The organism is Heyndrickxia sp. FW510-T9 (genome assembly GCF_058781025.1).
In genome coordinates, this window is sequence record NZ_JBYSWK010000004.1 from 78,143 (window position 1) to 103,978 (window position 25,836).

22 protein-coding genes are annotated in these 25,836 nt (G+C 37.8%); 15 read left to right on the forward strand and 7 right to left on the reverse strand.

Annotation, left to right across the window (positions count from 1 at the left end):
- The first annotated feature begins 90 nt into the window (after positions 1-90).
- A complete protein-coding gene (locus AC3WJF_RS03550; RefSeq protein ID WP_492449725.1) occupies positions 91-480 on the forward strand; it encodes a VOC family protein in 390 nt (129 codons plus the stop codon).
- Between the two features lie 29 nt (positions 481-509).
- On the opposite strand, the gene AC3WJF_RS03555 is transcribed toward AC3WJF_RS03550, so the two are convergent.
- Entirely contained in the window at positions 510-2,312 is a 1,803-nt protein-coding gene (locus tag AC3WJF_RS03555; RefSeq protein ID WP_492449726.1) for a S9 family peptidase, read from the reverse strand.
- Positions 2,313-2,452: 140 nt separating this feature from the next.
- Here AC3WJF_RS03555 and AC3WJF_RS03560 point away from each other — a divergent pair, with 140 nt between their 5' ends.
- From AC3WJF_RS03560 to AC3WJF_RS03590, 7 genes are all read left to right on the forward strand, one after another.
- Positions 2,453-3,361, forward strand: a complete 909-nt coding sequence (locus AC3WJF_RS03560; protein WP_492449727.1) for a helix-turn-helix transcriptional regulator — start codon at positions 2,453-2,455, stop codon at positions 3,359-3,361.
- Positions 3,351-4,319, forward strand: coding sequence for a hypothetical protein (locus tag AC3WJF_RS03565; protein ID WP_492449728.1), 969 nt, complete (start codon positions 3,351-3,353; stop codon positions 4,317-4,319). The genes AC3WJF_RS03560 and AC3WJF_RS03565 overlap by 11 nt, the downstream gene beginning before the upstream one ends.
- Positions 4,316-5,266 (forward strand): hypothetical protein, encoded by a 951-nt coding sequence (locus AC3WJF_RS03570; protein ID WP_492449729.1) that lies wholly within the window; start codon positions 4,316-4,318, stop codon positions 5,264-5,266. The genes AC3WJF_RS03565 and AC3WJF_RS03570 overlap by 4 nt, the downstream gene beginning before the upstream one ends.
- Positions 5,267-5,509: 243 nt before the next feature.
- Positions 5,510-5,674 (forward strand): hypothetical protein, encoded by a 165-nt coding sequence (locus AC3WJF_RS03575; protein WP_492449730.1) that lies wholly within the window; start codon positions 5,510-5,512, stop codon positions 5,672-5,674.
- A 16-nt stretch (positions 5,675-5,690) separates the two neighbouring features.
- Positions 5,691-6,617: a GNAT family N-acetyltransferase gene (locus AC3WJF_RS03580; protein ID WP_492449731.1), complete on the forward strand. Its 927-nt coding sequence runs from the start codon at positions 5,691-5,693 to the stop codon at positions 6,615-6,617.
- A 208-nt stretch (positions 6,618-6,825) separates the two neighbouring features.
- Entirely contained in the window at positions 6,826-7,869 is a 1,044-nt protein-coding gene (locus AC3WJF_RS03585; RefSeq protein ID WP_492449732.1) for a hypothetical protein, read from the forward strand.
- 646 nt (positions 7,870-8,515) lie between these two features.
- Positions 8,516-9,514, forward strand: a complete 999-nt coding sequence (locus tag AC3WJF_RS03590) for an alpha/beta fold hydrolase (RefSeq protein ID WP_492449733.1) — start codon at positions 8,516-8,518, stop codon at positions 9,512-9,514.
- A gap of 443 nt (positions 9,515-9,957) precedes the next feature.
- Here the strand turns inward: AC3WJF_RS03590 and AC3WJF_RS03595 are convergent, their stop codons facing one another.
- Entirely contained in the window at positions 9,958-11,139 is a 1,182-nt protein-coding gene (locus AC3WJF_RS03595; protein WP_492449734.1) for a GGDEF domain-containing protein, read from the reverse strand.
- A 259-nt stretch (positions 11,140-11,398) separates the two neighbouring features.
- Between AC3WJF_RS03595 and AC3WJF_RS03600 the strand changes: the two genes are divergently transcribed.
- Positions 11,399-12,406 (forward strand): IS1595 family transposase, encoded by a 1,008-nt coding sequence (locus AC3WJF_RS03600; protein WP_492449735.1) that lies wholly within the window; start codon positions 11,399-11,401, stop codon positions 12,404-12,406.
- A gap of 13 nt (positions 12,407-12,419) precedes the next feature.
- Here the strand turns inward: AC3WJF_RS03600 and AC3WJF_RS03605 are convergent, their stop codons facing one another.
- On the reverse strand, positions 12,420-12,656 hold the full coding sequence (locus AC3WJF_RS03605) for a hypothetical protein (RefSeq protein WP_492449736.1): 237 nt from the start codon (positions 12,654-12,656) through the stop codon (positions 12,420-12,422).
- A gap of 554 nt (positions 12,657-13,210) precedes the next feature.
- A complete protein-coding gene (locus AC3WJF_RS03610) occupies positions 13,211-13,654 on the reverse strand; it encodes a GNAT family N-acetyltransferase (protein WP_492449737.1) in 444 nt (147 codons plus the stop codon).
- Positions 13,655-14,015: 361 nt separating this feature from the next.
- Here AC3WJF_RS03610 and AC3WJF_RS03615 point away from each other — a divergent pair, with 361 nt between their 5' ends.
- From AC3WJF_RS03615 to AC3WJF_RS03625, 3 genes are all read left to right on the forward strand, one after another.
- Positions 14,016-15,386, forward strand: coding sequence for an FAD-binding oxidoreductase (locus AC3WJF_RS03615; RefSeq protein ID WP_492449805.1), 1,371 nt, complete (start codon positions 14,016-14,018; stop codon positions 15,384-15,386).
- Between the two features lie 246 nt (positions 15,387-15,632).
- Positions 15,633-16,670: an ATP-binding cassette domain-containing protein gene (locus tag AC3WJF_RS03620; RefSeq protein ID WP_492449738.1), complete on the forward strand. Its 1,038-nt coding sequence runs from the start codon at positions 15,633-15,635 to the stop codon at positions 16,668-16,670.
- The gene (locus AC3WJF_RS03625) at positions 16,667-17,482 is read left to right on the forward strand and encodes an ABC transporter permease (protein WP_492449739.1); all 816 of its coding nucleotides are present in this window, start codon (positions 16,667-16,669) and stop codon (positions 17,480-17,482) included. Before AC3WJF_RS03620 ends, AC3WJF_RS03625 begins: the two co-directional genes overlap by 4 nt.
- A 66-nt stretch (positions 17,483-17,548) precedes the next feature.
- On the opposite strand, the gene trxA is transcribed toward AC3WJF_RS03625, so the two are convergent.
- Positions 17,549-17,866: a thioredoxin gene (gene trxA / locus AC3WJF_RS03630; protein WP_492449740.1), complete on the reverse strand. Its 318-nt coding sequence runs from the start codon at positions 17,864-17,866 to the stop codon at positions 17,549-17,551.
- 118 nt (positions 17,867-17,984) lie between these two features.
- On the opposite strand from trxA, the gene AC3WJF_RS03635 reads away from it, so the two are divergent.
- From AC3WJF_RS03635 to AC3WJF_RS03645, 3 genes are all read left to right on the forward strand, one after another.
- Entirely contained in the window at positions 17,985-18,905 is a 921-nt protein-coding gene (locus AC3WJF_RS03635; RefSeq protein ID WP_492449741.1) for a LysR family transcriptional regulator, read from the forward strand.
- A 308-nt stretch (positions 18,906-19,213) separates the two neighbouring features.
- The gene (abc-f, locus tag AC3WJF_RS03640; protein WP_492449742.1) at positions 19,214-21,016 is read left to right on the forward strand and encodes a ribosomal protection-like ABC-F family protein; all 1,803 of its coding nucleotides are present in this window, start codon (positions 19,214-19,216) and stop codon (positions 21,014-21,016) included.
- A 348-nt stretch (positions 21,017-21,364) separates the two neighbouring features.
- Positions 21,365-22,120, forward strand: a complete 756-nt coding sequence (locus AC3WJF_RS03645) for a DUF2161 domain-containing phosphodiesterase (RefSeq protein WP_492449743.1) — start codon at positions 21,365-21,367, stop codon at positions 22,118-22,120.
- 809 nt (positions 22,121-22,929) lie between these two features.
- Here the strand turns inward: AC3WJF_RS03645 and AC3WJF_RS03650 are convergent.
- Positions 22,930-24,276: an NRAMP family divalent metal transporter gene (locus AC3WJF_RS03650; RefSeq protein WP_492449744.1), complete on the reverse strand. Its 1,347-nt coding sequence runs from the start codon at positions 24,274-24,276 to the stop codon at positions 22,930-22,932.
- A gap of 618 nt (positions 24,277-24,894) precedes the next feature.
- Positions 24,895-25,815, reverse strand: a complete 921-nt coding sequence (locus tag AC3WJF_RS03655; RefSeq protein ID WP_492449745.1) for a D-alanine--D-alanine ligase — start codon at positions 25,813-25,815, stop codon at positions 24,895-24,897.
- Positions 25,816-25,836 lie beyond the last annotated feature (21 nt).

Sequence of the window (25,836 nt, forward strand, 5' to 3'; positions counted from 1 at the left end):
ATACCAACTCACATGTAATCATATGAAAAGGATTTTTCCATTCGACAGAGAATATATAAAATTATTCTGTAATAGTGAGGAGGCATTCATATGGAATTTCATGCAGTTAGACTGTTGGTAAATGATTTTCAGAAGTGTTTAGGCTTTTACAGAGATACTCTAGGTTTTTCCGAATGGCATAACGATGAACAGGAGTATGCTTATTTTGAAGAAAAGCAACTTGCCCTTTTTTCTCGCTTAAAAATAAAGAATGTTATCGGCGAAGAAGAGGCTACTAGTGAGGCTTTATATTCAAAATTCCTGCTTCAATTTGAAGTGGATGATGTTGATAGAACTTACATGGGTTTAGTGAAAAAGGGTGTTCAATTTATCAATCTGCCGCATGATCAATGTGCATGGGGATCACGAGTTGCACATCTCCGCGACCCGGAAGGAAACGTAATCGAGCTATACCAAATATTAGAGAAAGCAAAAAGCTGAACGAAAAATTGTTCAGCTTTTTGCTATTATTAGTTTGTTACCTTCACAGTAACGAATTGATCAAAAAATTCAAGTATACTACGGTTTACCAAAATCTCATTAGACTTCTTCGAGAATCCGTGACCTTCATCCTCAAGTACGAGATATTTTACATCTACACCATTATCTTGCAGGGCTTTTACAATCTGATCCGATTCTTTCTTCACAACCCTTGGATCGTTTGCGCCTTGAATGACAAGCATTGGTTTGGTCATGTTATCAAGATAAGTGATCGGAGAATATTCCGTTAGCTTATCGAAATCTTTTTCAGGATCTCCTACCCATTGGTTCATAATCGGCTTCCAATGATCTGGAACAGACTCAATAAATGAGAATAGGTTGGACGGCCCGAAAATATCGACAACCGCTTTGAAATACTCTGGATGGCGTCCGTGCAATAACAGCGCCATATAACCGCCAAAGCTTCCACCCATCAATAATGTTTTCTCTCTGTCCGCTAATCCATTTTCATAAAGGTATTCAAGACCAGCAATATTATCCAGACGAGGACCTTCCCCCCAGTTACCTTCGACCATTTTTGTAAAGGCTAGACCATATCCAGTAGAGCCGCGGAAGTTTGGTGAAAAAATGCTATAGCCTCTGTTCACAAGGAATTGGAACATCGCCCGGAAATTATTTCGTTCTGCAGCTTGCGGACCGCCATGCGGCCACAGAATCACATGCCCGTTATTCACATCGTCTTTCGGTTTGAAGAATAGTGCTTCAATCGCTAAACCGTCATAGGATGGGTAAGTAATAACTTCCGGTGCAGAAAGTTCGTCCTCTTTAACGCCTGGTACTGCAAGGTTTGTTAGCTGCTTCCAGTCTGTACTCCCGGTTTCTTTTAAGAAAATATTATACGGCTTCGTTGCAGTTCCGGCTAAAAGATATATATTTCCGCTTTCTGCAATCTTTATACCTGTTACAACAGTTGCAGGTAATTCCACTTTTTGCAATGTACTGTTTGCTAAATCATATTGGTATAAATAATCATTTACACCTTTTGATGAAAGCAGGTAGAGCGAATTTGAGTTCTTATCAAATTGAACGCTATTAAGCTCCTCTTTTTCTAGAGAAAGCACCTTGGAGAATTCATGAGTATCAAGATGAAATTTGGCTAGGTAAGCAAAGTCTTCGCCAAATGTCGTAGCAAAATAATATTCCTTATCTACAAAAACACCATCTCCAACTGTAAATTGCTCATCCGTTTCAGGTGTAAGGGAATAAGACTTTCCATCCTGAAAAACGTATCCAGGTGCATATGTGTTGGCGAATTGCTTCAAATAGACAAAGCTTGTTTCCTCCTCATTGAAAGCCAACAAGAAGCAAGGGGCCTCTGCACCTTCCATCACAACTTTTTCCTCATCTTTTTTGATATCGTATTGATAAATATTCAGGAATGTTTCATTGTTTTTCGTAGAAGTGTAATAAAGTCGCTTGTCATCTTTTGATAAAATTGGATGCATATGACGATGACCTTCTGCTGTACGAAGCGGTACGAGTTCCCCGCCAGCTGGTGGAAGCGCATAAAGCTGGGCATTCTCATCGCCATCATGATCAAAACCAACAACTAGAAAACCGCCGTCATGCGAATACCGTAAATCATGGCAGGTCTGATCCTTAAACGTCAGTGGATATGGATATTGATTTGGCAAATCCATCGCCCAAAGATTATATTTACCTGTTAAATTGGTGCTGAAAACTAATTGCTTTTCATCCGGACTCACGTTGAAGGCTTGAATATTGAAAGTACGATAAAAATTCTCGATGTCTGGCTTTTTAAACGTTACCATGGTAACACACCCCTTTTTGAAATTTCCGTCTATACTGAAAATTTAAAGGGAATAGGAAGAAAAGTCTAGTTTGAAGTTCAGTGTTTGGCAAAACATGATAGAATAATAAGTAAATTTAGATAGTTTGAAAGGGTCATCATATGAGTAATATACATCGAATTGTTTGGTTTGATCACCAAGTCCGCAATAAGCGCTATCCAAATAGTAAAACACTCTCCGAAAAATTTGAGATTTCCAATCGGCAGGCATTACGCGATATAGAATATATGGTGAATACAATGGGAGCCCCTTTAACCTACGTTCCAAAGAAGAGGGGCTATGAATATGAGGAAAATACCTATATGATTCCGTACCAAATCATTTCAGAAGAAGAAAGAGATATTCTTGCCTTCTTAGGCTACCGGTATCGTCAATTAAGATATGAAAATTCATCAAGGGTCAATCGAGTAGCTACCCTCTTTAATCGTTTAGCAGGAGAGGAGTGGAAGGATATTACGCAAACCTTTCCGTTTTATAGTGTTCCTCCACGCACGGTTCAGTTTGTTCATACGATTCATCATTGTATAAAAGAGAATAAGTTATTAAATGTAACCTACCTTTCTGAAGAGGAAAGCGGAATGATTCAGCATGTTTTAGAACCTATTACGCTCCTTTTTAAAGGAAATTTGGATTATCTAGTTTGCTATGACCAGCGTCAATCCAAAGAGGTGCTAATAGATTTACAAGACATTACAGAGCTTTCTATTTTACTTAAAAAAGAAATCCGTAGTCATCATCGTTCCCATACAAAACTTCATTCCTTAGAACAAAAACCTTTCAAGGCAGAAATGGAAATGCTCCTTCCATTTAAAGGAGAAAGCTGGCATGGTTTCACAGTTGTGAACCCAGAGGAAAACCGGTTTGAGGTGGAATTTTATGATCTAGATATGTTTATCAATCGCTTTCTGGCTTCGAATCATCATGTAAAAATCATCGGTCCTAATTGGTTGAAGGAGCAAATCATGGAAAAGTGCAGAAGTATCATTAATGGGGTAAAAAATGAAAACTAAGGTGATAAAAGATATTAATATAAAAAAACAATCACGCTCCTATTTAAACAGTTTATATTCTATTTTAACAGCCGCGAATCTTTTCGTTGACCCCTATTACATGCTCTCCGGTATGACAGGAATGGCTTTTAAGTTTACAGCCTTGCGGAATCTTGCACCTAGGTCGGTTAATTCCTATGGAGCATGGGCGAAGGAAAACTGGAAGATGGTAAACCGTCTTGGAATCTATAATGAGGCTGGTGCGGACCGGCTCAGACATCGTACTTTTCCATTGATTCAGAAACATGCGATTCAAGCGATCATTGATTCCATTGATAAGGGGATTGCTGTGCTCTACTGGATTCCGGAATTTGGTGTGATACATGGATATAACCTGGAGGAAAGGGTCTTTTTTTATAAGGCTGCAGGAGGCTACTATGAATCCAAGAGTATGTATGAAACTGGCCAAAAGATTCTCTTATTTGATAATATTTGCAAGAACTTTTCTGCTATTTGGTTTTATCAGCTTTTTGGTGAAAAGGTGGAAAAGGATAGAAAAGAGATATACATAGATTCTTTAAAAAGTGCTGTACATGATTGGAATACGGAGTATAAGAGTGAGCACGCAGCTTCGGGAAAAAAGGCATACGAAACTATCATCCGCGCTTTGGAGGAGCAAAATTATAATAAGCGCGGCGCGGAATACCTTTTTCACACTTACACACAATCTAAACTGGAAATCTATCAGTATTTAACTGTTGTTGCAGAAGAGCTTCCCTTTTTATCGGAAACTGTTTCCATGTATAAAGATATACATGGAATTTTTAAAAGAATAAGCAATCATGATACTCCTATCAAGTGGTGGAAGGAAGCAATGGTACTGGAGGATAGAGCTATGCAAATAATTGGGGAAAATATAGAGAATGATCCTTCCTCTGAAATGATGAAAATCGATTGGCATCAAGGGGAAGCAAGGTGAAGAGTTTGCATAAGGTATTGGAAGGGATCCGTTATAGGGAAGAGAGTGGGACGATTATCGATCCGATGTATGCTGTTATGGACTATTTGAACTATTTCCCGATGACAAAGGATCTGTTTGCCGGTATGTCCTGTTTGGCCTTTCGATTTTCAGTGGATCGATCATTAAGTTTTTCGTCCACATCCCTTTACAATTGGAATGAAAATTGGCTGGCATCGGATTTTCTCGGAATCTATACAGAAATGTATTCCAGCTTTACGGATGATGCTACTTTTCCTTTGTATCAGAAAAAAATGATAGAAAAAATAATAGCATCTATCGAAGAGAATATTCCGGTTATTGTTTGGCAGGAAAGCTTTCAATTGGCCATTGGGTATCATCAGGAATTGGAAGAATTATTGCTATTGGACGGCGACAGGACAAATTCACTGAAATTCTCAGAGTTTGGAAAAAGCAGTCTTCCAGTTTGGTATGCTCATTTTTTTACGAGAGACCGTATTGAAATGGACGCGAAAGAAATATATATGGAGTCATTGTTTCAGGCGGTATATAAGTTTCAAACGCATGATTTGTCCTTGCCGCGCGAAACATATGCATGTGGAGGAAGGGTACATGATTTTATCATAGAGTCTTTGCAGAAAGGTACCTATTGTAAAAATTCCTTCCAGCGTACTTTAATGGCTCATGCCAAATTAAAACTTCATATGATTCGTTATTTTAGGCAGATATTTAAGAAAATGCCAGAAATATGCGTGTTGGAGAAGGAATTAATTTCAATTTGTGCTTTTTATCAAGAAATAGAAGAATTTATTGTAAAAAGGGATATCTCGAAACTTGTAGACTTGTATAAGGTTGCTAACCATTTAGAAAACAGCATCTATGCAACAATCCAAATGGTCTATCAAGAGGAATTTGCAAATCGGTTTGGAACAATTGGTTTAAGATAAGGTTCTTTTCTTAAACATTGTTGTTTTTATATACGAAAACTTTGTTTGGTCAAAAATGATGAACTTGGAACCTAGTCTATTTAGAATTTACAACAAATGACGAAAAGCAACAGCTTAAAATCGGCTTTTGGATTTTAAACAATCATTGCGAAAACAACTTAAGATAAATTTATCTACCATGACATTTTATGTCATACCTCACTTGTTACAATAGCTTCAAGCAGAAACAAAGAGGTGATCAAAATGTCAAAGTCTAATAGAGGAAAAGGATTATGGAATACACCAGCGAGGGGTAGGGGGACATGCCCAATTTGTCAGTTTACTAGAATTAAACTACTTTATACGAATAATTTAGCAGACGGTACAAAAGCAAAGGTATGTAAAAAATGCTCCCAAAAAGCTGTCTGAAAAATGGAGGATAACATTGAACCAATTTGAAATGAAAAAATATGAACCTGAATTTTTTCCTAAAGTGGTAGAGCTATACCGGTCGTTGAAGGATAAGTACAGGGATGTCATATATTGGTGGCCAGGAAAAGAACCTTTAACATGGAATTTTTGTGATTGTGTTTTTGTTGAAGAAAAGCTTGTCGGAAAAGGGCAGGTACAGCCAATCACAATCATGGAGGAAGGGGACAGCCTCGACTTAAAGCATAAAATTTTTATCAATATTAAAATCCACCCTGATTATGAAAAGGAAACAAAGATCTATCAGGGATTGTATGAATCATTATATGAAAAGGCGCTTCAAATTAGAGATACTTTACCGACTGAATTTGGTAGTTTGCTATGTGTCGGAAATTTCAGAGGAGAAGAAGAAAATAATGGATTCTTTGTATCAAAAGGATTTAAACCTCTGAACAGTTTATATGGGATGGAAAGAGATCTATCAGACGAAGTTGTTGCAATCGAAAATCCGACGATAGGAATTGAAGTCCGACATTGGCAAATGAATAAAGAAGAGGAACAAATACAGTATTTGCAGGCAGAAAAAGAGATTTGGCCAGACAATCCGCTTGGCATAGAAAGATTGCTGGAGTTTAAGAGGAACCCAAATTGGACTACGATTACGGCATTCGACGATGAGGACATAGTCGGAAGCGTAATGGCGTGGGAGGATTCAGGTGAAAAAGCGGGGATGATTGAAGATCTTTTTGTAAAAGAAACTTATCGAAAATTAGGTATGGGAAGATATTTTCTTACTGCAGGATTAACGCATCTAAAATCAGCAGGATTAAATATGGCCAAGTTGGTGGTTGTAACAGATAATGATGCTGCATTAAATCTTTATCGTTCAGTCGGGTTCAAGGAAATATCGGAGGAAAAGAGATTTTATATTGAGTTGGATTAAAGTCAGCCTGAGGGGGCTGACTATTTTTATAATTGAATTGGTGCCGGAGGAGGGAGTCTAGGAAAAGAGAGCATTGAAGTGGATTATAGTTGATGTTCAGATTATATTTTTTTGTTAAAATTATATCTTTTCGAAATATATAGAAATATGATATATTTTATCTAATTGTAATATTTTTAATATAATTATAAAAAAAAGGGAGAATTATATGTTTAAAAAACTGTTTGTAATAATGATTGCATCTATTTTCTTAATGACTGCATGCGATTCTATTAAAGGTGTAAATTTAAATAAAATGGTCTTGAATAAATCAAAGATTAATTCATCCCAGAGCTATACAGTTGCTACACTCGACCTTACATATAAGCCATCAGACATAAAAGATAAAGAGTATTTAAAAGTGTTGAATCTCTTGAATCATATGAAGTTTGAAGTTCAAACAAAAATGCAAAATGCTAACACGGTCTCTATGGGCGGGTTTATCCAAATTAAACAAGGTAAAATTCCGTTCCAGTTATATGCTGATAAAAAGCAGACGGTTGTTTTGATAGATCAAGCATCTAAAGCTATCCGTATTCCTGCTGATCAGGGAGGAATGTCGAATGAAAAATTGATTGAAAGTATTCAATCAAAATTACTTCCTTCCGTAGTTAAGGATCTGCCTAACCCGAAACATATTAAAGTCCAAACGAATGTACATTATAAAGTGCATGGTGAAAAAATAAAAGGTTACAAGATTCATGCGAAAGTATATGCAAATGAAGTACCAGCTCTACTGTTAAAATTCATTGATAATTTGTCTAAGGATCAAACTGCTCTTAAACAATTTGCTATGGCGTTCAATCAAGTAAATAAAGCGACTGGTGATGGGATGAAAATTTCCGTAGCGGAGCTTAAGCAGTTTATTAATGAATTTAAAAATGAATTTAAACAGACTTTACCTGATATGAAAAAGTCAGGAATGTTTGACAAAAGAAACTTTCTACAAACAGATATTTTGCTAGATAAAAAATTAAATGTGAGAAAATCTTTTACTGATATTACATTGAAAAATCTCCCAGAGGAAAGTGATGGGTTGAAAGGAATCTCACTCAAGGTTACCCAAGAAACTTGGAAAATTAACAAAAAGGTAAAAGCACAAAAAATTAACCGGAAGCAGTTTATAAGTCAAGATGCTTCAGAAAAAGAATTTCTATCAACTTTGGATAAAAAACATAGTGTACTTTATCGAGTAATAAAGTCTTTTAACTAATATGGTGTCAGACACAATGAGTAGACATTTAGGGCGATTTTCTATTTGTCCTAACTGGTCTATAAGGGGTGTCTGACATTTTTAAATCTATATACAGACTGAAGATACACATTGCTAGGCCAATATTTTAGCAGACTATAAGAAAAAATTTTATTAAAATAAAAACGTTCTTTCATTGAATAAGAAAAAGCCCCTTTCAAAAGTAAAGGGGCTTTTTCTTGTATATATTTTCCTTTATTAGATTGGGAGTCAACAAAAAACGATAGAGGGAGAATCGTGCCCGAAAAGTAGAGTGAGCCAATGAAACGGTAACGATAGTGGAAGGATTGTGCTCGAAGAGGAGGCTGGAACAAGGAAACGGTAACGATAGAGGGAGGATTGTGCTCGAAGAGGAGGCTGGAACAAGGAAACGGTAACGATAGTGGGAGGATTGTGCCCAAAAAGCAGTATGAACCAAGGAAAAGGTAACAATAGAGGGAGAATCGTTACCAAAAAGGAGAGTGACTTAAGTTATTGGGAATGATCAAAGGAATTATATTCCAAACCTAAGTCAGAAGTGGTGAAACCTTCTTTACTCATTAACCATATCTCACCTTGAACTTCATTCCCTTGGAAAAATAAATGTATTCGTTTTACAATAGAGGAGATGATTAAAGAAAAGAAAGGTCGCGGACCTATGTTTAGAGGAAAAGCATTTCCTATTGATAAGGAAAATTCCATTTCCGAGCTATTTGAAATGGAATTAAATGGAGTGAAGCAATGGATCTATATTAGGGGTGAGGATTCTGCAAAACCAGTGCTGTTAATGGTTCATGGTGGGCCGGGTGCTAGCCAAATTGGATATGCTCGCTATTTCCAGAAGGAATTAGAACAGCACTTTATCGTAGTTAATTGGGACCAAAGGGGCTCAGGAATGTCCTATTCACCCATTATCCCAAAAGAATCGATGACGATACAGCATTTTGTAGATGATATTATTGAGCTAACCAAATACCTTTGCCAACGATTTAAAGTGGATAAAATTTTTATGGCAGCGCATTCTTGGGGATCGATTATTGGACTTTTAGCTGTTCATCAACGATCCGAACTTTTTTACAAATATTTTGGGATCACGCAGATGGCAAACTATATGGAGAATGAAAAAGCTTCCTATCAAATTTTGTTGAAAAAGGCTAAAAGTCTAAATCACAGAAAAGCCATCAAAGATTTAACAAAAATAGGACACCCCCCATGGAATAAACTGAAAAAGGAACGGATTCTAAGTAAATACTTGAATTTGTTGGGTGGTGGAATGTCTCGTGATGGGAAGATTTTAAATATCATGATAAAATATGTCATCCAAAGTACGGAATATAATTTGCACGACTATTTTCGTTTTCTAGCTGGCCAATCGTTCAGCAAAAAGATACTCTATGAAGAATTTAGAAAAGTAGATTTAAAAGAAGTCGTAAAAAAAATAAATATCCCCATTTATTTTTTAATGGGAAGATACGATTTAACAGTCCCACCAGAACCAACAGAAGAACTATTTCATTCGATTGAGGCCAATGAAAAGCACTGGATTTGGTTTGAGAATTCAGCACATTCCCCAATGTTTGAGGAGAAGGAAAAATTTGCGGTACTTCTTAATATGGAAACAAAGTGAAAAATCCGGTTATTTAATATGTCATGATTTGTGAAAAAACATTAAACAACAAGCTTGAAAGAAATATAAATTTAAACGAAAGTAATGATGATAATATTATTGGAAATATATCTTAGAAGATACTAAATAGGGAATTGTAATATCGTTGTTTACTACGTTGGAAAAAAATTAAAAATGGACTTCCATAAAAATAAAAAGTTCCAGACTGCATTTTTTATAAAATTGAAATATCCTCATATAAATAACATCGTCAAAAGTAACAATACCGATTAGCATATGTTAGTCCACTTTCGTTTTTACAAAAAAATATTTTTCTGGATAGTGATAAATATGGAATAAAAAAATTAAAACAGATGGAAGAAATAATATCATCTGTTTTAATTTCATTTAGTTACTTCTTAGTAATATCAGTTATACTGGGGGGCATTACTTTGAAAATTTTATCATAATACTGCGCTGTACTCCTTTATTTGGCTGCGAAAAATGCCGTTTCTACCGTTGCTTTTAGCGTTGTAAAGAGCCATGTCGCAAGAAGTGTAAAGTGTTTCCAAAAGCGTATTCTGATCTGGTATAACAGTGAGGACGCCAATACTAATAGTATATGCCACTGGCAGACTACGGCTGCTGGATCCGTTAAGTGTCTGTTTCAGTCGTTCGGCAATTTCGTTTGATTCGTCTTCATCCTTTCCAGGCAGTAGGATTCCAAATTCATCCCCTCCATAGCGCACAAATAAATCATCTTTGCTTAAATATTGCTTAATTTGTGAAGTAAGGTCCTGTAAAACTTGGTCGCCAGTATGATGGCCATAAGTGTCATTAATGGCTTTAAAACTGTCAATATCAAATAGAAGATAAGATATAGGTTGTTCCTTTTTAGCATAGTTATTGAGATATTGCTTCGCATATACTGTAAAGGTTCTACGGTTTAACGTGCCTGTTAAATCATCATAACTAGCTAAACGGATTAACTCATGGTCCGCATGTTCCTTCATTAGCAGCACAAATCCTAGATTTCCTACAATTGTAATAAGATAAATAGTTAACAAGGAAATTAATTGGTAGGATCCAGGAGTATAGAAGCTTGTCGAAACCGTTGATGATAGTATTGCAATCGCTCCTCTTATCAAAGTAGCTGTAATAAAAAGAAGATACAAACCACCTATGGTTCTCATAAGTAAGGTCAGCGTTTTCCCGAAGAACAACCGACAAACCGGAATTAAGAGTAGAGCAGTTGCAAATGAGTAAAATGCAATTCGTATGCTCTCTATGTTATAAAAGTGAACAACGAATTGAAATCCGATAATACAGAGCAGCGTCATAACAAGATATATCTTTTTAGTCCTAGGACGTAGAGTGTTTTGAATACTCATTAAGGCTATAATCTCTAAAGAAGTTCCAATAAATAGTATCGAGTTAGCAAATGAGATGGTTAGAAAGTCAGGAATTTCTCCACGAAAAACCATACAAAAAAATGCTATAGTCTGAGAACATTTTGCTAAAAAAAAGATTTTGATTGTTTTACCCTTTGTATGATTATGCCCATAAGCACTAATTAAGATTAAAGTAATTAAGTATCCTATCCCAAGTAATAGAATAATTGTTTTTGAATCCAAAAATATATTCATAATTAGTCACCTGTAATGAACGAATTTTCAATCAATATGATTATAACAAAAGTAGAGGGGGTGTATATACCTTTATAGATGTATTTGATACTATTTATGTTTAAGGTGAAAAAATAAAATAATACAAAAAGAGGTAAGAATCGCATGAGATTCTTACCTCTTTTTTTGTTTAGAAATTAGGCTGTTTTCGTATAGATTGTGGCTTTCTTGAACATATTGTTAAAGGGTTGATATAATAGGGTTTAGGAGGCGTTCAAGTATGTGGGAAAGTGTTTATGAAGATTTCAGCGAATTAACCAAATCAGAGCAATTGGCGTTGTTTAACGCAATGAAACAGGACTTGTTTCCAGACGAACCAGATAAGATTACTAAACTACTCAAAAGCATTCGTGAAGCTCGATTTGCTTCTGGTTTAGGTTGTGTTCATTGTGGAAGTACATCGGTTAAACGGAACGGTAAATATCGTTCAAGACAACGCTATCTATGTAATGATTGCGGGAAATCGTTCAATGATATGACCAATACGCCATTTTCAGGTTCTCGTTACCCTGAAAAATGGGTGAAATACATTGAACTTATGGTAGAGGGATATACGCTACCGAAAATCGCTAAACGCCTTAAAATACACATTTCCACTGCGTTTTATTGGAGACATAAAATCTTGAACGCAATAGGAAGTCTTGGGTTCAATCAACTTCAAGGTATCGTTGAAAGTGACGAAACCTTCTTTCGTGAGTCTATGAAAGGTCGTGAAATCACCCATAGAAAACCCAAGAAGCGTGGAGAAAAGGACGAAAAAAGGGGCATTTCTAACCTTAAAATTGCTGTTGTGGTTGCACAAGACCGTAATGGTAGTGTAATTGCTCGAAAAGCAGGAACAGGTCGTGTTAAAGCTGAAGAAATTGACACTGTGATAGGTGAGTATATTCATCCGTCTGCTTTGCTATGTACTGACACTGCAACAAATTATAGAAAGATTGCCAAGATGAAGGGGTTACAACACGAAACCGTTAATGAACGACAAAAACAGCGTGTAAAAAAGGTCATATACCACATTCAGCACGTCAATAACTTTCATAATCGCTTGAAAGGATGGATGGAACGGTTTCAAGGAGTTGCAACGAAGTATTTGGACAATTACCTTTACTGGTTCCGTTGGCTTCAATTAGGGAAAAATGTAGCATTTGAAAATCGAGTTGAACAAATGCTTATTTCAGCGTGTCAAAAATCCAATAACACTACTGTTGAAATGTTAAGGGGGGCATAATTAAATACCCCAATCAAGAGGTATTGTGTTTTTTTCCTACGAAATAGGCAAATATAAATGGAAATAATGGTATAAGAGCAAGTAATCTAAACCAATTATTCGCACCAAGAAAATAAAGCATTGGAAGTATCAGTGCTATCCCACTTACATTGAACGAAAGACGAGATTTCACAAATAATCCGTAAATAAAAAACAACAAACCAATTCCTGTTAACGCCCATAAAGCGAATACAACCCAATTAATAGCCATATTTATCTCCCCTATTTCAACTAATGTCTAAGAATAATTTTAACAGAAAATTCAAATTAATATACTTATATTTTTTCTGTAAAAAGCAACACTCCTTACGAAAACAGCCAGAAATTATTATATTCAATTATGTGGAAAATTTTTAGGAAAACTGTCTATGTTTAGAGGATTTCTACGTCTCCTCCCTGCGGGTAATGACATCAGATCGTGAACTACCTCGTGTGTTTCTTTTGCTCTCGCCGAAGACTATGAAGGTGAAAGTAATGCTTCAAATTTCACATATCCGCACGCTAGAGCTGCGGCTATTGCGCATTTGTTCTTACGTGGGCACTACTTCCTTAATTTGTAACAAATTGGATTCATTCCTTTTGTTTGCGGACTTATGTTCCGCTGTTTTGCAATAAAGCAGTAAATCCTCTTTGTTTTTTGTAAACAACGTACTCAGAGTCCACTTACCCTTAAAATTATGGTCTTTTATTAAAAATAGCGGATTCCATGTCCGCTTAAATGATAATCGATAATAGTTTATTGAAGTATGTATGGGTTTTTAGCTGCTAAAACGTAAACCGAGATACTTGTTCGCCTCCAATTATTAACCCATCTATTTCTTGAAAGCCTATTTTTTCGTAAACTCGCTTTGCATGTTCATTAGCTGGTTCATAAGATAGTGTAATAGTTTGATGGCAATCCTCTTTCATATTTCTAATATCGTTTATTATGAGTTGAATTGCTTCCTTTCCATACCCTTTTCCTTGCTGTTTTTGATCGATCATCATGCGATAAATCCAATATTCATGATCGTCTTCGTCAATTCCATAAAGTGCAAATCCGATCATTTCCTCTTCTTGATAGATTCCTTTTGCATGGAAATTTTCAAGAAAATTCAATTGGGCCAGCGATACCGCATTTGAAGCCACAAACTTCACTTGATCTTCTCTCACACGTAACGAAATGGCCTCTACCCAATTGTCTTTCGTAATCGTTTTTAAATGCAACATACCTTCATCTCTCCTTTTCTAAATTATACACAATATTCATTCTTTAAATCTGTATTTTGGGAAATTTGGAAATAACCTGCGATTTTCAAAAAATCGGCAGATGCCCTTATAAGTTTTTAAAGATAATATGGCTTCATTATCCCGAATCAGTCCAAAGACGACTTTGGCAATTTGTAAATGTCTTTTCATTCGAATTTGCGTATAAAGAGAACAATGGGAATGGTATTGTATCAACGAGTGACACAAAGGTTGCCTTTTATCAGTTTGACAATTTTAAATATTCCATCATAATGATAATGATCGAATTTTAAAAATACTGTCTTTTAAAAGAGTTATATAGGAGGAGTGATGGATTATGGAGATGACGGCAGCGCTACTTCAAGAGTTACAAGAAATGCTCCCCGAAGATCAGGTAAGCATTAATCCTACAGTTTTGGAACAGCACAGCAAAGATGAATCTTATCATACGCCACATTTGCCGGATGTAGTAGTGTTTCCAAAAAATGCAGATGAAGTAAGTAGCATCATGAGATTCGCTTCGGAAATGCAGATTCCTGTGACACCATTTGGGATTGGCTCAAGCCTCGAGGGTCATGTCATACCGTATCATGGTGGTATCTCGCTCGATTTTCAGCTTATGAATCAAATTCTTGAGGTTCGACCCGAGGATTTCCTAGTTCGAGTCCAGCCAGGCGCGACAAGAACTCAACTGAATAAAGAGCTTAAAAAATATGGTTTGTTTTTTCCAGTTGATCCGGGTGCGGATGCCACACTCGGCGGGATGGCGGCAACGAATGCAAGTGGAACGACTTCTGTGCGTTATGGAGTGATGCGTGACCAGGTTCGCGACCTGCAAGTGGTACTTGCAGATGGCCGTATCATCCATACCGGCAGTATGACGGTTAAATCTTCTTCTGGATATTCAATTACCGGATTGTTCGTCGGATCGGAAGGTACCCTTGGGGCGTTTGTAGAGTTAACATTAAAAGTGTATGGAATACCTGAAGTGGTAACCGCCGCCAGGGCTGTTTTTCCAAGTATTGAAACGGCAGTTAATACAGTAGCGGATATTATGTCTGCAGGAATCCAGATGGCAAGGATTGAACTAGTGGATGCAAGAAGCGTCCAACAAGTTAATCTATACAACGGTACAGACTATCCTGTAAAACCAACTCTTTTTATGGAATTCCATGGCAGTGAAGCTGGACTAGAGCATGATGTCGAGTTTGCAAAGACGCTCGCCGCTGATAATCAATGTGGAGAATTTTTATTCGAGACCGATTCAAAAGCACGGAACCAGCTTTGGGAGGCGCGTCATAATTTAGCCTATGCCTTTGCCCATAAATCCCCTGGTAAAAAAATGATGGTGACGGATGTCGTAGTACCCATGTCTGAATTAGGAGGAGCTGTCCATGATGCGAGAAAGGCAATTGACGAAATTGGTTTGGATGGCGCCGTGTTGGGTCATGTCGGCGATGGAAACTATCATACGATTGTGATGATAGATCCCAATAATATAGAGGAAATGGAAAAGGCAAAAAAATTAAATGCACATCTTGTAGATTATGCCCACAGCCGCGGTGGTTCCTGCACAGGGGAGCATGGGGTAGGGGTAGGTAAAGTTATTTATCAACAAAAAGAACACGGAGAAGCATTGAATGTGATGAAATTAATAAAAGACGCTTTAGATCCAAAAGGGATTTTGAACCCGGGAAAAATATTCTTAGATTAAGGGTCCAGAAAAAAGGATGAATTGCATAGGCATTCATCCTTTTTTGTGTTCACTGCTCTCGAAGCAATCATTTTATTTTTTAAAATATAGGCGATGGAGTTCATATTCAGTTCATAAATCCCCGTTATTATATGAATAGTTCAAGTGAAAGTAATGAAAAATCAGTCTCAAGACGGATACAATCCCGTACAGGAGTTCATGTTAAAAATACCAATATCAATTTATAGTAGTACGAGAGAGGGAGGAATGAAAATGACAAATGGAATCAAAAGGGTTACAACCCTTAAGAATAGTGAGTGGGCCGTTGAAGCGGAAGGTCTTGTAAAAATATTTGGAGACAATCGTGCGGTGGACGGAGTAGATTTGAATGTGCGTGCAGGCAGTATCTATGGTGTTCTTGGTCCGAATGGGGCAGGAAAAACAACGACGATTAGAATGCTAGCGACATTATTAAGAGCGGATGCTGGTATGGGACGTATTTTTGGATACGATGTAGTGAAGGATGCGCAGATTGTTCGACAACTAATTGGTGTGACTGGTCAGTACGCCTCTGTAGATGAGTCGCTCAGCGCTACTGAGAATCTAGTGATTTTTTCCAGATTGTTAGGTTTAGGGCGTACAGACGCAAAGCGTAAGGCAGCAGAATTGTTAGAAGAGTTTGGTCTAACCGAAGCAGCAAAACGTCCGTTGAAAAATTTCTCAGGGGGGATGCGTCGCCGTCTCGATCTTGCGGCTAGTCTGATTGCACAGCCGCCGTTAATTTTTTTGGATGAACCAACAACCGGGTTAGATCCACGAACACGGAATCAAATGTGGGATACAATCCGCCGTTTAGTAAATACAGGGTCAACCGTACTGCTAACAACGCAATATCTTCAAGAGGCGGATGAGCTAGCTGATCGGATTGCGGTTATTGACCGCGGCCATGTTGTAGCTGAAGGTACTGTCGATGAATTAAAATCTTCAGTCGGTACGTCATCTTTACAATTGAGTATCCGAAATATGGATGACATTCCGAATGCACGTCACACTGTAGAACGCGTACTGGGCGTTCAGTCAGCGGTATCACCAGAAGGCGGTAAAATTACTGCTCCGATGACAGATGCAGACCGGGTTACGGACTTGCTAATAGCTCTTCGTGAAGCAGGAATCCAACTGGCTGAGTTAAGCGTGCAAAAACCAACTTTAGATGAAGTCTTTTTAACCATCACTGGTCATGGTGTCGAAGAAGATACAAAGATGTCATCCGATGAATCAGATAAAAAAGAGGTGGTAAGAGTATGAAAACTTCGACGTACAATCAGAGTCCGGAATATCAGCTGCGCAATAAAACTAGCCTCCGGCAAACGGTCCGCAATTCATTAACGATGGCATATAGAGGCCTATTGAAAATTAAGCGTACTCCAGAGCAATTATTTGACGTTACGCTCCAGCCAATTATTTTTACTTTGATGTTTACTTACATCTTTGGTGGAGCTATTTCAGGAAATGTGCATAGTTACTTGCCAGTGATTATTCCCGGCATTCTTGTGCAGACGGTGATCACAACCTCCATTGTAACAGGGGTCCAGTTGCGGGAGGACATGGATAAGGGTGTTTTCGACCGGTTTAAGTCATTACCCATTGCACGGATTGCACCGTTGGCGGGTGCCCTTTTAGCAGATACAATCCGGTATACTATCGCGACTGTGCTTACATTCTCAATGGGCTATATCATGGGATATCGTCCTGAAGGCGGTCTGGGTTATGTTGCCCTTGCTGGGCTTATTGTAATTGCTTGTTCCTGGGCAATTAGCTGGATCTTTGCCTTCTTTGGTGTAATAGCTCGTACTGCATCAAGTGTACAGGGAATCTCGATGCTAGTATTGTTTCCGCTTACGTTTTTGTCCAATGCTTTTGTACCTGCGGATACGTTGCCAAAGGTTCTTCAGTGGTTTGTTAAAATCAATCCAATCTCACATCTAGTCACTGCGGTTAGAAATCTTACCAATTCTGGCACTGTAGGTTGGGATCTTATTATTTCTCTTATCGGGGCTGCTGTTATCGTAGCAGTTTTTGCACCAATCACTGTACGTGCATATATGCGCCGGACATAAATATTAAGGTAATCTTAGACAGGTAGTATATTAAAAGGCGGGAGTACTGTGGAATCCCGCCTGATATTATTTAATCATCCCATGACTGTCTAATATATCGATAAGTGTATCTTTGTGCTGATAACCAGTTATCCTTTCTACAAGCTTGTTATCTTGAAAAAGCAATAATGTCGGCAAGCCTAGTACTTGAAACTTACTGATAAAATCCTCATTTTCATCTGCATTCACTTTTATCATTTTTACTTCATATTCCTCATGAATTTCATCTAATATGGGAGCTAACATTTTACAAGCAGGACACCATGGAGCCCAACAATCTACAAGTACCGGGTTATTCGATTGAATTTCTTTCATAATTTCTTGTCCATTTGCATTTTTTATCAAGCTACTCACCTTTTTCTATTTGAATTTGATTGTAGTATATGATGAAATATAATATAAGTAAAATTAATGTTTTTGATTAATTAAATAAGTTTTTACTAATGTATATACGAGGTGTATTATGACCTTATTTCAATTAGAGGTTTTTATAAAAGTGGTGGAAACCGGCAGTTTTACAAAAGCAGGGGAGCAAATTGGGCTATCGCAATCTGCTGTCAGCCAAGCCGTAGCGGCTTTAGAATCAGAGCTCAATATTAAATTGCTGATCCGAAATAGAAACGGTGTAAGTTTAACCAAAATAGGGGAACGGATTACTGGTCTTATTCGAGATTTGTTAGCGATTAAAACAAAAATAGTGAATGAGGCAGCTGGGATCACAGAAGTGGAAACAGGGACTATAAAAGTTGGCAGTATTTCAAGCATGTCGGCAAAATTATTGCCGGGAATGATTAGCTCCTTTAAGAAAAGATTCCCTGGAGTTGAGGTTATTCTCTATGAAGGGAGTTATGAGGAGGTTAGAAATTGGCTCAAATTATCCGTGATAGATATTGGAGTTGTCACGGAAGAAAACCATGAATTTGAATTTATTCCGCTACTTCAGGATAAAATGGTAGTATTTGTACCAGAAAATCACCGTTTAAGTAATCAACCAAATATTTTTTTAAAAGATATTGCACAGGAACCTTTTATCATGCCAAAGGAATGTCAGCGCATATTTCATCAAATTTTTCAGGAACAGGGAATATCTCCAACGATTCCTTTTGAAGTCCGCGACATATCAACTATCATCGCCATGGTTCAAGAAGGGGTTGGAAATACGATACTTCCAGAGATGGCTGTTCCTTCCTCATTAACTAACATCAATGTCTCTTATTTAAATCCGCAAGTGTATCAGAACTTAGGATTAGAAGTAAGATTATTAGACTATACTAGTCCTATAGTAAAGGCTTTTATTCATGAGACACAAGAATACACAAAGAATTTATCCTTAAAATTATTTAATAGCTACCAATCGATAGTGGTGAAAAAGGGGAAATATTAAATATTGCCATTATTATAAAACATGTTATAATGAATGTAATTTCTTGAAGGAGGCATCAAAAATAGACGATATGATTCTATAACCTTTTTACGCTAAGCAATTTTATAGCAAAAAGGTACTCTGCCTGTGCGTGGACAGAGTGATGGGATTAGTATGTCTATTTTTATATGTCATTTTTTTTCGGATTATTAGCAGTAAAACTCCTATTGTGGAATTTTATTTGTGTTTGTATATGAATCCATCTATTTTAGCACAGGCAGTCGTCTGTGCTTTTTTGTATTCAAATTTTTCAGATGGAGGGATGCAATATGCACGTATTAAAAACAGATAATTTAAATGTTGAATTGAACGGAAATACAATTATTCAAGGTGTGAACCTCGATGTTCAAAGAGGCGATCATGTTGCTTTAATAGGTGACAATGGGGTAGGAAAAACATCATTGTTAAAAGTATTATGTGGCAAGGTTTCGCAAACAGGCGGAAAATTAGACTTATGCTTAAGCAGCGACGAAATTGGCTGGATGATGGATGAACAAGTGGAGGAAAGCACCACAACGATAAGATACATCTATATGGGAAATGAACAATGTTATGAATTAAAAAATAAATTGGAGCAAATGCAGGAACTTTGGGTGGAGGATACTGCTTTTGTTGAGAATTATAACAATACTTTACAGCAATATATGGATCTCCAAGGCTACGAATGGGAAGCGAAGATTGAGCGAATAGCCAAGGAACTCGGAATTAACCAGGAATGGTGGAGCGTTTCTTTTTCTGATTTAAGTGGTGGACAAAAAACGCGTGTGAAGCTGGCAAGGTTGCTCATTAAGGATCCGCAGATGCTTGTTTTGGATGAGCCGACAAATCATATGGATATCGAATCTGTTGAATGGCTGGTAGGCTGGCTGCGGCAATATAAAGGAACAGTGCTTTTCACTTCGCATGAACGTGATTTTATCGATAAAGTTGCTTCTATAACGTATGCATTAACGGATAAAGGCACGAAGCGGTACTATGGAGGATATTCTTTTTATAAAGGGGTACATGATCAGGAGCTGCATGCTGCAGAGGAATTATATAAAAAATATAATCATGAACGAAAAAAGCTATTAGAAGTTATTCAAACGTATAAACAGTGGTATCAGAAGGCATCGAACTCAGCAAGCGAGCGAAATCCGTTTGCGAAAAAGCAAGCAGGCAGGCATGCGAAACAAGTGAAAGTGAAGGAAAAGGCATTGGAACGCTTGGAAAACAAGAATATCGAAAGGCCAAAGGATAATAAAGGAATTGAGGCATTTTTTGATGCGGAGGCATTTGAAGGGAAACGAATGATAGGGATGAAAAATGTATCCTTTTCATACAATCCGGCTATTCCATTTATTCAAAATCTGGATATGGAGATTTCTCGTGGAGATCGTCTGGCGGTAGTGGGGAAGAATGGTTCCGGCAAAACAACCTTATTGAAGCTATTAACTGGCACCATATTACCAGTGGAAGGTGAGGTTCGGCGAAATCCACAGCTGAAAATCGGGTATTTTATGCAAGAGCTGGATCAATTAAATATGGAAAATACGATCCTGGATGAGCTACTGGAACTTGACCATTTAACACAGGAAGAGGCAAGAACCATTTTGGCATGTTTCTTATTCCGTCGAGAGGATGTTTTTAAGAAAATTAAGGACTTGAGCATGGGAGAAAAATGCCGCGTTGCTTTTGTAAAGTTATATTTTTCTGATGCGAATTTGCTTGTGTTGGATGAGCCGACCAACTATTTGGATATTAGTACACGGGAACAAATAGAGGAAGCCTTGGCTGTGTATCCCGGGTCGGTGGTTATTGTATCACATGATCCTTATTTGCTCAGAAAGGTTGCGAATCGGGTTATGGAAATAGAGGCGGGCAAAGCTTCTCATTACAAGGGCAGTTATAAGGATTGGGAGGAAAGCCAGAAACTCACTCCGGAAAAGCAAGGAATCGAGAATGAAATATCTTTACTGGAGATGGAGCTTGTTGAATTATATGGGCAAGAAGAGGCTAATTTAGATAAAATAAAGGAGATAAAGAGAGAACTGGAGAAATTGAAAGAATTTAGGATGGATAAGACGAAGTAAAAGTTGAAGCCAATTGTTCTCTTTAGATGTTCAAAAGACCAAGAAGCAGGAAAAACGTGGTCGGTTGTCCTTTACAAGGTATCAAAAGACCAAGAAGCAGGAAAAACAAGTTCGAGTTGTCCTTTACAAGGTATTAAAAGACCAAGAAGCAGGAAAAACGCGGTCGAGTTGTCCTTTACAAGGTATCAAAGACCAAATCAGTTCAAGTCCCTCTTTCTACTAGGTTAAAAGGAGGAATCCGTAACGTTATGCAATAATAAAAACAATAACGAATATCGTGGAAGAAGAAGTAGGTGTGTTTAAGCATTTTTGTGACTGAAAGAGCAGCTGAATGAGAAGAGGATTTTCATGGCAAAAGATAAACTATACGAAGCGGATTTATATAAACCTATCAGGAATCTTTTTGTACGAGAAGGGTATGAGGTGAACGGGGAGGTAAAGGACTGTGATTTAACCGCAGTTAAAGGAGAAGAGCTCATCATTGTGGAAATGAAAAAGAATTTGACTGTTGAGCTTTTAATACAAGCAGCAAATAGGCAGCGGTTAACAGATAGTGTCTATATTGCAATCCCTAAGCCAAAGTATAAAATGTACTCGAAAAAATGGCATGATATGTGCCATTTACTGAAAAGATTGGAGCTAGGATTGATCATAGTTTCTTTTTTGAAAAGTGGGGAAAAAGCGGAAATCGTTCTTTCGCCGGCTCCTTTTGATCGGAAAAGAAGCATGCAGATGAGCAAGAAAAAAAGACTGAGTTTGTTGAAGGAAATTAGCGGCAGGAGTGCTGATTATAATATCGGGGGCAGCAACAAAACAAAAATCATGACGGCATATAAGGAAAATTGCATACAGATTGCCTGTTATTTGGAGCTAGAAGGACCAACATCCCCGAAACAACTTCGCAAAATGGGTACAGGTGATAAAACCTTAGCGATCCTAACCCAAAACTATTACGGCTGGTTTGAAAAAGTTAGTAGAGGAATTTACACCGTTACCGAAAAAGGAAAAACAGAAATAAAAGAATACCCGGAGCTGGTCAAACACTATTTAGATTTGGTGCCGGATCCCACTTGTGAAGAAAGTGATGAGGGACAAAATGACTGAATCGGAAACTCAAAACGTCCTTCATGAAGGTAATGAAGGACAGAGTTGGAGTGGCAGAAATTCAAAGTGTCCTTCATCAAGGCAATGAAGGACAAAATAGGTGCCCAAGGAAACCAAAGTGTCCTTCATGAAGGTAATGAAGGAAAAAATAGATGACCAGGGAAATCAAAGTGTCCTTTATGAAGGTAATGAAGGACAAAATAGGTGCCCAGAGAAATCAAAGTGTCCTTCACTAAGGTAATGAAGGACAAAATAGGTGCCCAAGGAAACAAAAGTGTCCTTCATCAAGGTAATGAAGGACAAAATAGGTGCCCAAGGAAATCAAAGTGTCCTTCACTAAGGTAATGAAGGACAAAATAGGTGCCCAGGGAAATCAAAGTGTCCTTCAACAAGGCAATGAAGGACAAAATAGGAGTGGCGGAAATACAAAGTGTCCTTCATCAAGGTAATGAAGGACAAAATAGGTGACCAAGGAAATCAAAGTGTCTTTCATCAAGCAAATGAAGGACAAAATAAATGGACCAAAATCGCAAAGTGTCTTTCATCAGGTTGATGAAGGATAAATGGGTAAGCCAAAATCAAAAAGTGTCCTTCATCATTGCTTGTATCAGCACCATCCTTGGATATTTCGGTTAATTGTCTTCCTCAGGAGGACAATTTTTTGTGTTCATGAACAAATCATGTAGATATTAGAGGATATCGGTTGTTGTGCTTTCAACCTTTATTCTTCTTTGCATCAGTGGGGATGAAGAGAACATCCGCTGATTGAAGTTTTACTTTTTTGCACTATCTCGTTCCCCCACATATTTTTATGGAGACATAGTACCATTTATGGTTAAAATAATTGTTACTACCGATACAGCTCCAAAAACGGATATCATTATCCAGCCAAATATACGTTTCCACATCGTATTGGCATATTCCCCCATAAGCTTTCGATTGTTGGTAAGCAAAAACAGGAAGATCAAATCTGGAACAAACAGCGCGGTTGCAAAAATTTGGGTAAAGACGGCCAACATACTTAACGGCAATCCAGGGATTAAAATAACCACTGCACCTATTAACAGACAAGCGAAATAGAAAGCATAGAACCTCGGTGCCTCTTTTATTTTATGGTTTAAACTCCGCTTCCAGCCAAAGGCTCCGGCAACGGTATAGGACGAGGAAAAGGAAATGGTAATAGCTGCAAGCCAACCAGCGTTAAATAAACCTATCGCAAACAAAATGCTGCCAAAGCGGCCAGTAACCGGCACGAGAGCGGTAATCAAGTCTGCTGGATTGGAGTCGTCGAGATTCGCCACATGACCAAAGAGTGCCGCACCGGCAATCATGACACATGCCGCAAAGAGTGGCTGCAGGAGAGAGCCAATTCCTATGTCGATGCGCCCCAACCGCAAATCTCTCCGTGTTAACCCCTTATCAAGGGTTGTGTTATTGTTGTAATACAACATAAATGGAGCGATTGCATTCCCAACGGTTGCTAAGATAAACACTAATGCACCATTTCCGTCTAGATCCCATGCTAAATGCGGCAAACTCGTAAATGTCTTGCCGATTGCGGCCGGATCAGGATGGGACAGAAAGGCCACAACGATGAATACGATATTGACTGCTCCGACCAGTAGCCCTAATCGTTCCTTTGACCAATATCCCATAAAAAGCAATGTAGCACTGACAATGGCGAAACTTATCAGAGCAGCTAGCCATAGCGGCAACCCCATTAGCGTCAATCCCGCTGACATTCCTACAAATTCGGATACAATGTACATCAGGTTTGCCAGTGCTAATGCTGCCACACTAGTCCAGTGCCAAAACTTTCCGTAGTGGTCAAGAAGCAGTTCCCTATATTCCGTTTTAGTTACCGCCCCTAAGCGCATCGACATCTCCTGCATGTTATAGTCAAACGGTGCAAGTAAGAACACGAGAGGAAGGAAAAAGCTTATGCCAAACATAGCTCCCGTCATCGTATAACTGATCATCCCCCCGGCATCATTATTAGATAGAGAAGAAATGATACCTGGACCTAAAAGCGCCCAAAATAACCATAGCTTTCTTTTAAATCCTACCCTTCCTTTTGTCACCTTCTCCTTAAAGGAAATATTATCGTCTGTATGACGTTTCTCTACAGAAGCTAGCACTGTATTTACTTCACTCATTTTTCAATCACTTCCCCTTCGATTTTTTTATACACCGTTAGATTATTTTCAAGTGTTGAAAAAAGTGTATGACCCAATAAATTTTTTTGACAAAAATTCAATACATGTTGAAATTTCGGCAACAAAAAATGAAAATAAACGGAACTTTTTCTCAACACTCAAAATAGGATATACAAAGAAAGGGGGGATGGTTGCTGACAGTAGCAGAATATGTGTGTGAATGGATTGTATCCACTTGTGTATCATACATCCTTGGGATGGAGATTTTGAATTACTTTCATAAAAGGGGATGATCAGTACTTTAGAGTTTAAATATAAAGTAGTCCAATATTTAAAATGTTGAATATTTGTCAACATCAATATCAAGCTTGGATTCAATATAGAAAAATCAAATTGAGAATTACTATGAAGAAAAAAGATGACGCGAAGACAACCAAAACACGGTTTTAGAAATTTGGTGCAAAAAGCAGAAAACAATGTGAAAAGGAAGTCTTTCAGTTAAAAGACTTCCTTTTTAAAAGTGACAAAAAGTATTAATAGAATGATGATTAGTATAGAATCGATTAATCCACCGACTCTCCTCGAAAACCATTTCTAATCCCAAGATAGACGGACAGCTTATTTCTTAAATCCTTCCATTCTTCGAACCTGCATCGAAGTTTCAATAATCATATCTAATAGCTCGTTGTAAGAAATACCCGCCGCTTGAGCGCTCTTTGGCAGTAAGCTATTTCTCGTCATGCCAGGTAAGGTATTAACCTCCATGACATATGGAATGCCATCCTTGACCATCATGTCAATTCTTGCGTAAACACTGCATTTCAATGCTTTGTAGCAAGCCATTGCAGCTTCACCGACACGTTCCTCTAATTCTGAAGGCAATTCCACCACCTCTTCTATGGTAGCGGCATCATCATATTTAGCATTATAGTCAAAAAACTCAGCAGCATGTCGAATCGAAATAATGGGTAGAAGCTTACCGTCAAAAATAGAGCACGTAATTTCGTCACCTTTTATATACTTTTCAATCATTACTTCCGGATCCCATTCAAACACTTCTGCAACAGAGGATAGTAAAGTTTCTTTATCATACACGATTTTTACTCCCACACTCGAACCGCCGGAATTTGGTTTTACTACAACCGGATATCCCATTTTATCTATTTCATCCAAATGTAGCTCTTCCATATTCGAAAGGAGAATCCAATCTGCTGTTGGAATACCCTCATAACGAATAATTTTCTTCGAGATATTTTTATCCATACAGATACTGCTGGAAAGCATGCCGCTTCCGGTATAAGGTATGCCTAGCGTTTCGAGGGTACCTTGGATAGTTCCGTCCTCTCCGTATTTTCCGTGGAGGGCTAAAAGCGCGATATCAAGATTTTTCGCTTTTTCAACCAGCTCTTCCTTATTGTTAAGTTGAACAGGAACAACCTCATATTTATTTTTATCCAAATGTGCAATCATTTCTTCCCCAGTCATAAGGGACACTTGTTTTTCGGAGGATACTCCTCCCATTATTACGCCAACTTTCATTTTTATGAACCTCCATATTCT

What these genes read in the sequence shown, in the direction of transcription:
- AC3WJF_RS03610 (WP_492449737.1), bottom strand. Translation starts at nt 13,654, where the DNA reads ATGTTGCATTTAAAAACGATTACGAAAGACAATTGGGTAGAGGCCATT.
- AC3WJF_RS03560 (WP_492449727.1), top strand. Translation starts at nt 2,453, where the DNA reads ATGAGTAATATACATCGAATTGTTTGGTTTGATCACCAAGTCCGCAAT.
- AC3WJF_RS03595 (WP_492449734.1), bottom strand. Translation starts at nt 11,139, where the DNA reads ATGAATATATTTTTGGATTCAAAAACAATTATTCTATTACTTGGGATA.
- AC3WJF_RS03575 (WP_492449730.1), top strand. Translation starts at nt 5,510, where the DNA reads ATGTCAAAGTCTAATAGAGGAAAAGGATTATGGAATACACCAGCGAGG.
- AC3WJF_RS03655 (WP_492449745.1), bottom strand. Translation starts at nt 25,815, where the DNA reads ATGAAAGTTGGCGTAATAATGGGAGGAGTATCCTCCGAAAAACAAGTG.
- AC3WJF_RS03550 (WP_492449725.1), top strand. Translation starts at nt 91, where the DNA reads ATGGAATTTCATGCAGTTAGACTGTTGGTAAATGATTTTCAGAAGTGT.
- AC3WJF_RS03605 (WP_492449736.1), bottom strand. Translation starts at nt 12,656, where the DNA reads ATGGCTATTAATTGGGTTGTATTCGCTTTATGGGCGTTAACAGGAATT.
- AC3WJF_RS03555 (WP_492449726.1), bottom strand. Translation starts at nt 2,312, where the DNA reads ATGGTAACGTTTAAAAAGCCAGACATCGAGAATTTTTATCGTACTTTC.
- AC3WJF_RS03585 (WP_492449732.1), top strand. Translation starts at nt 6,826, where the DNA reads ATGTTTAAAAAACTGTTTGTAATAATGATTGCATCTATTTTCTTAATG.
- AC3WJF_RS03650 (WP_492449744.1), bottom strand. Translation starts at nt 24,276, where the DNA reads ATGAGTGAAGTAAATACAGTGCTAGCTTCTGTAGAGAAACGTCATACA.
- AC3WJF_RS03625 (WP_492449739.1), top strand. Translation starts at nt 16,667, where the DNA reads ATGAAAACTTCGACGTACAATCAGAGTCCGGAATATCAGCTGCGCAAT.
- abc-f (WP_492449742.1), top strand. Translation starts at nt 19,214, where the DNA reads ATGCACGTATTAAAAACAGATAATTTAAATGTTGAATTGAACGGAAAT.
- AC3WJF_RS03635 (WP_492449741.1), top strand. Translation starts at nt 17,985, where the DNA reads ATGACCTTATTTCAATTAGAGGTTTTTATAAAAGTGGTGGAAACCGGC.
- AC3WJF_RS03615 (WP_492449805.1), top strand. Translation starts at nt 14,016, where the DNA reads ATGACGGCAGCGCTACTTCAAGAGTTACAAGAAATGCTCCCCGAAGAT.
- AC3WJF_RS03590 (WP_492449733.1), top strand. Translation starts at nt 8,516, where the DNA reads ATGATTAAAGAAAAGAAAGGTCGCGGACCTATGTTTAGAGGAAAAGCA.
- AC3WJF_RS03565 (WP_492449728.1), top strand. Translation starts at nt 3,351, where the DNA reads ATGAAAACTAAGGTGATAAAAGATATTAATATAAAAAAACAATCACGC.
- AC3WJF_RS03600 (WP_492449735.1), top strand. Translation starts at nt 11,399, where the DNA reads ATGTGGGAAAGTGTTTATGAAGATTTCAGCGAATTAACCAAATCAGAG.
- AC3WJF_RS03645 (WP_492449743.1), top strand. Translation starts at nt 21,365, where the DNA reads ATGGCAAAAGATAAACTATACGAAGCGGATTTATATAAACCTATCAGG.
- AC3WJF_RS03620 (WP_492449738.1), top strand. Translation starts at nt 15,633, where the DNA reads ATGAAAATGACAAATGGAATCAAAAGGGTTACAACCCTTAAGAATAGT.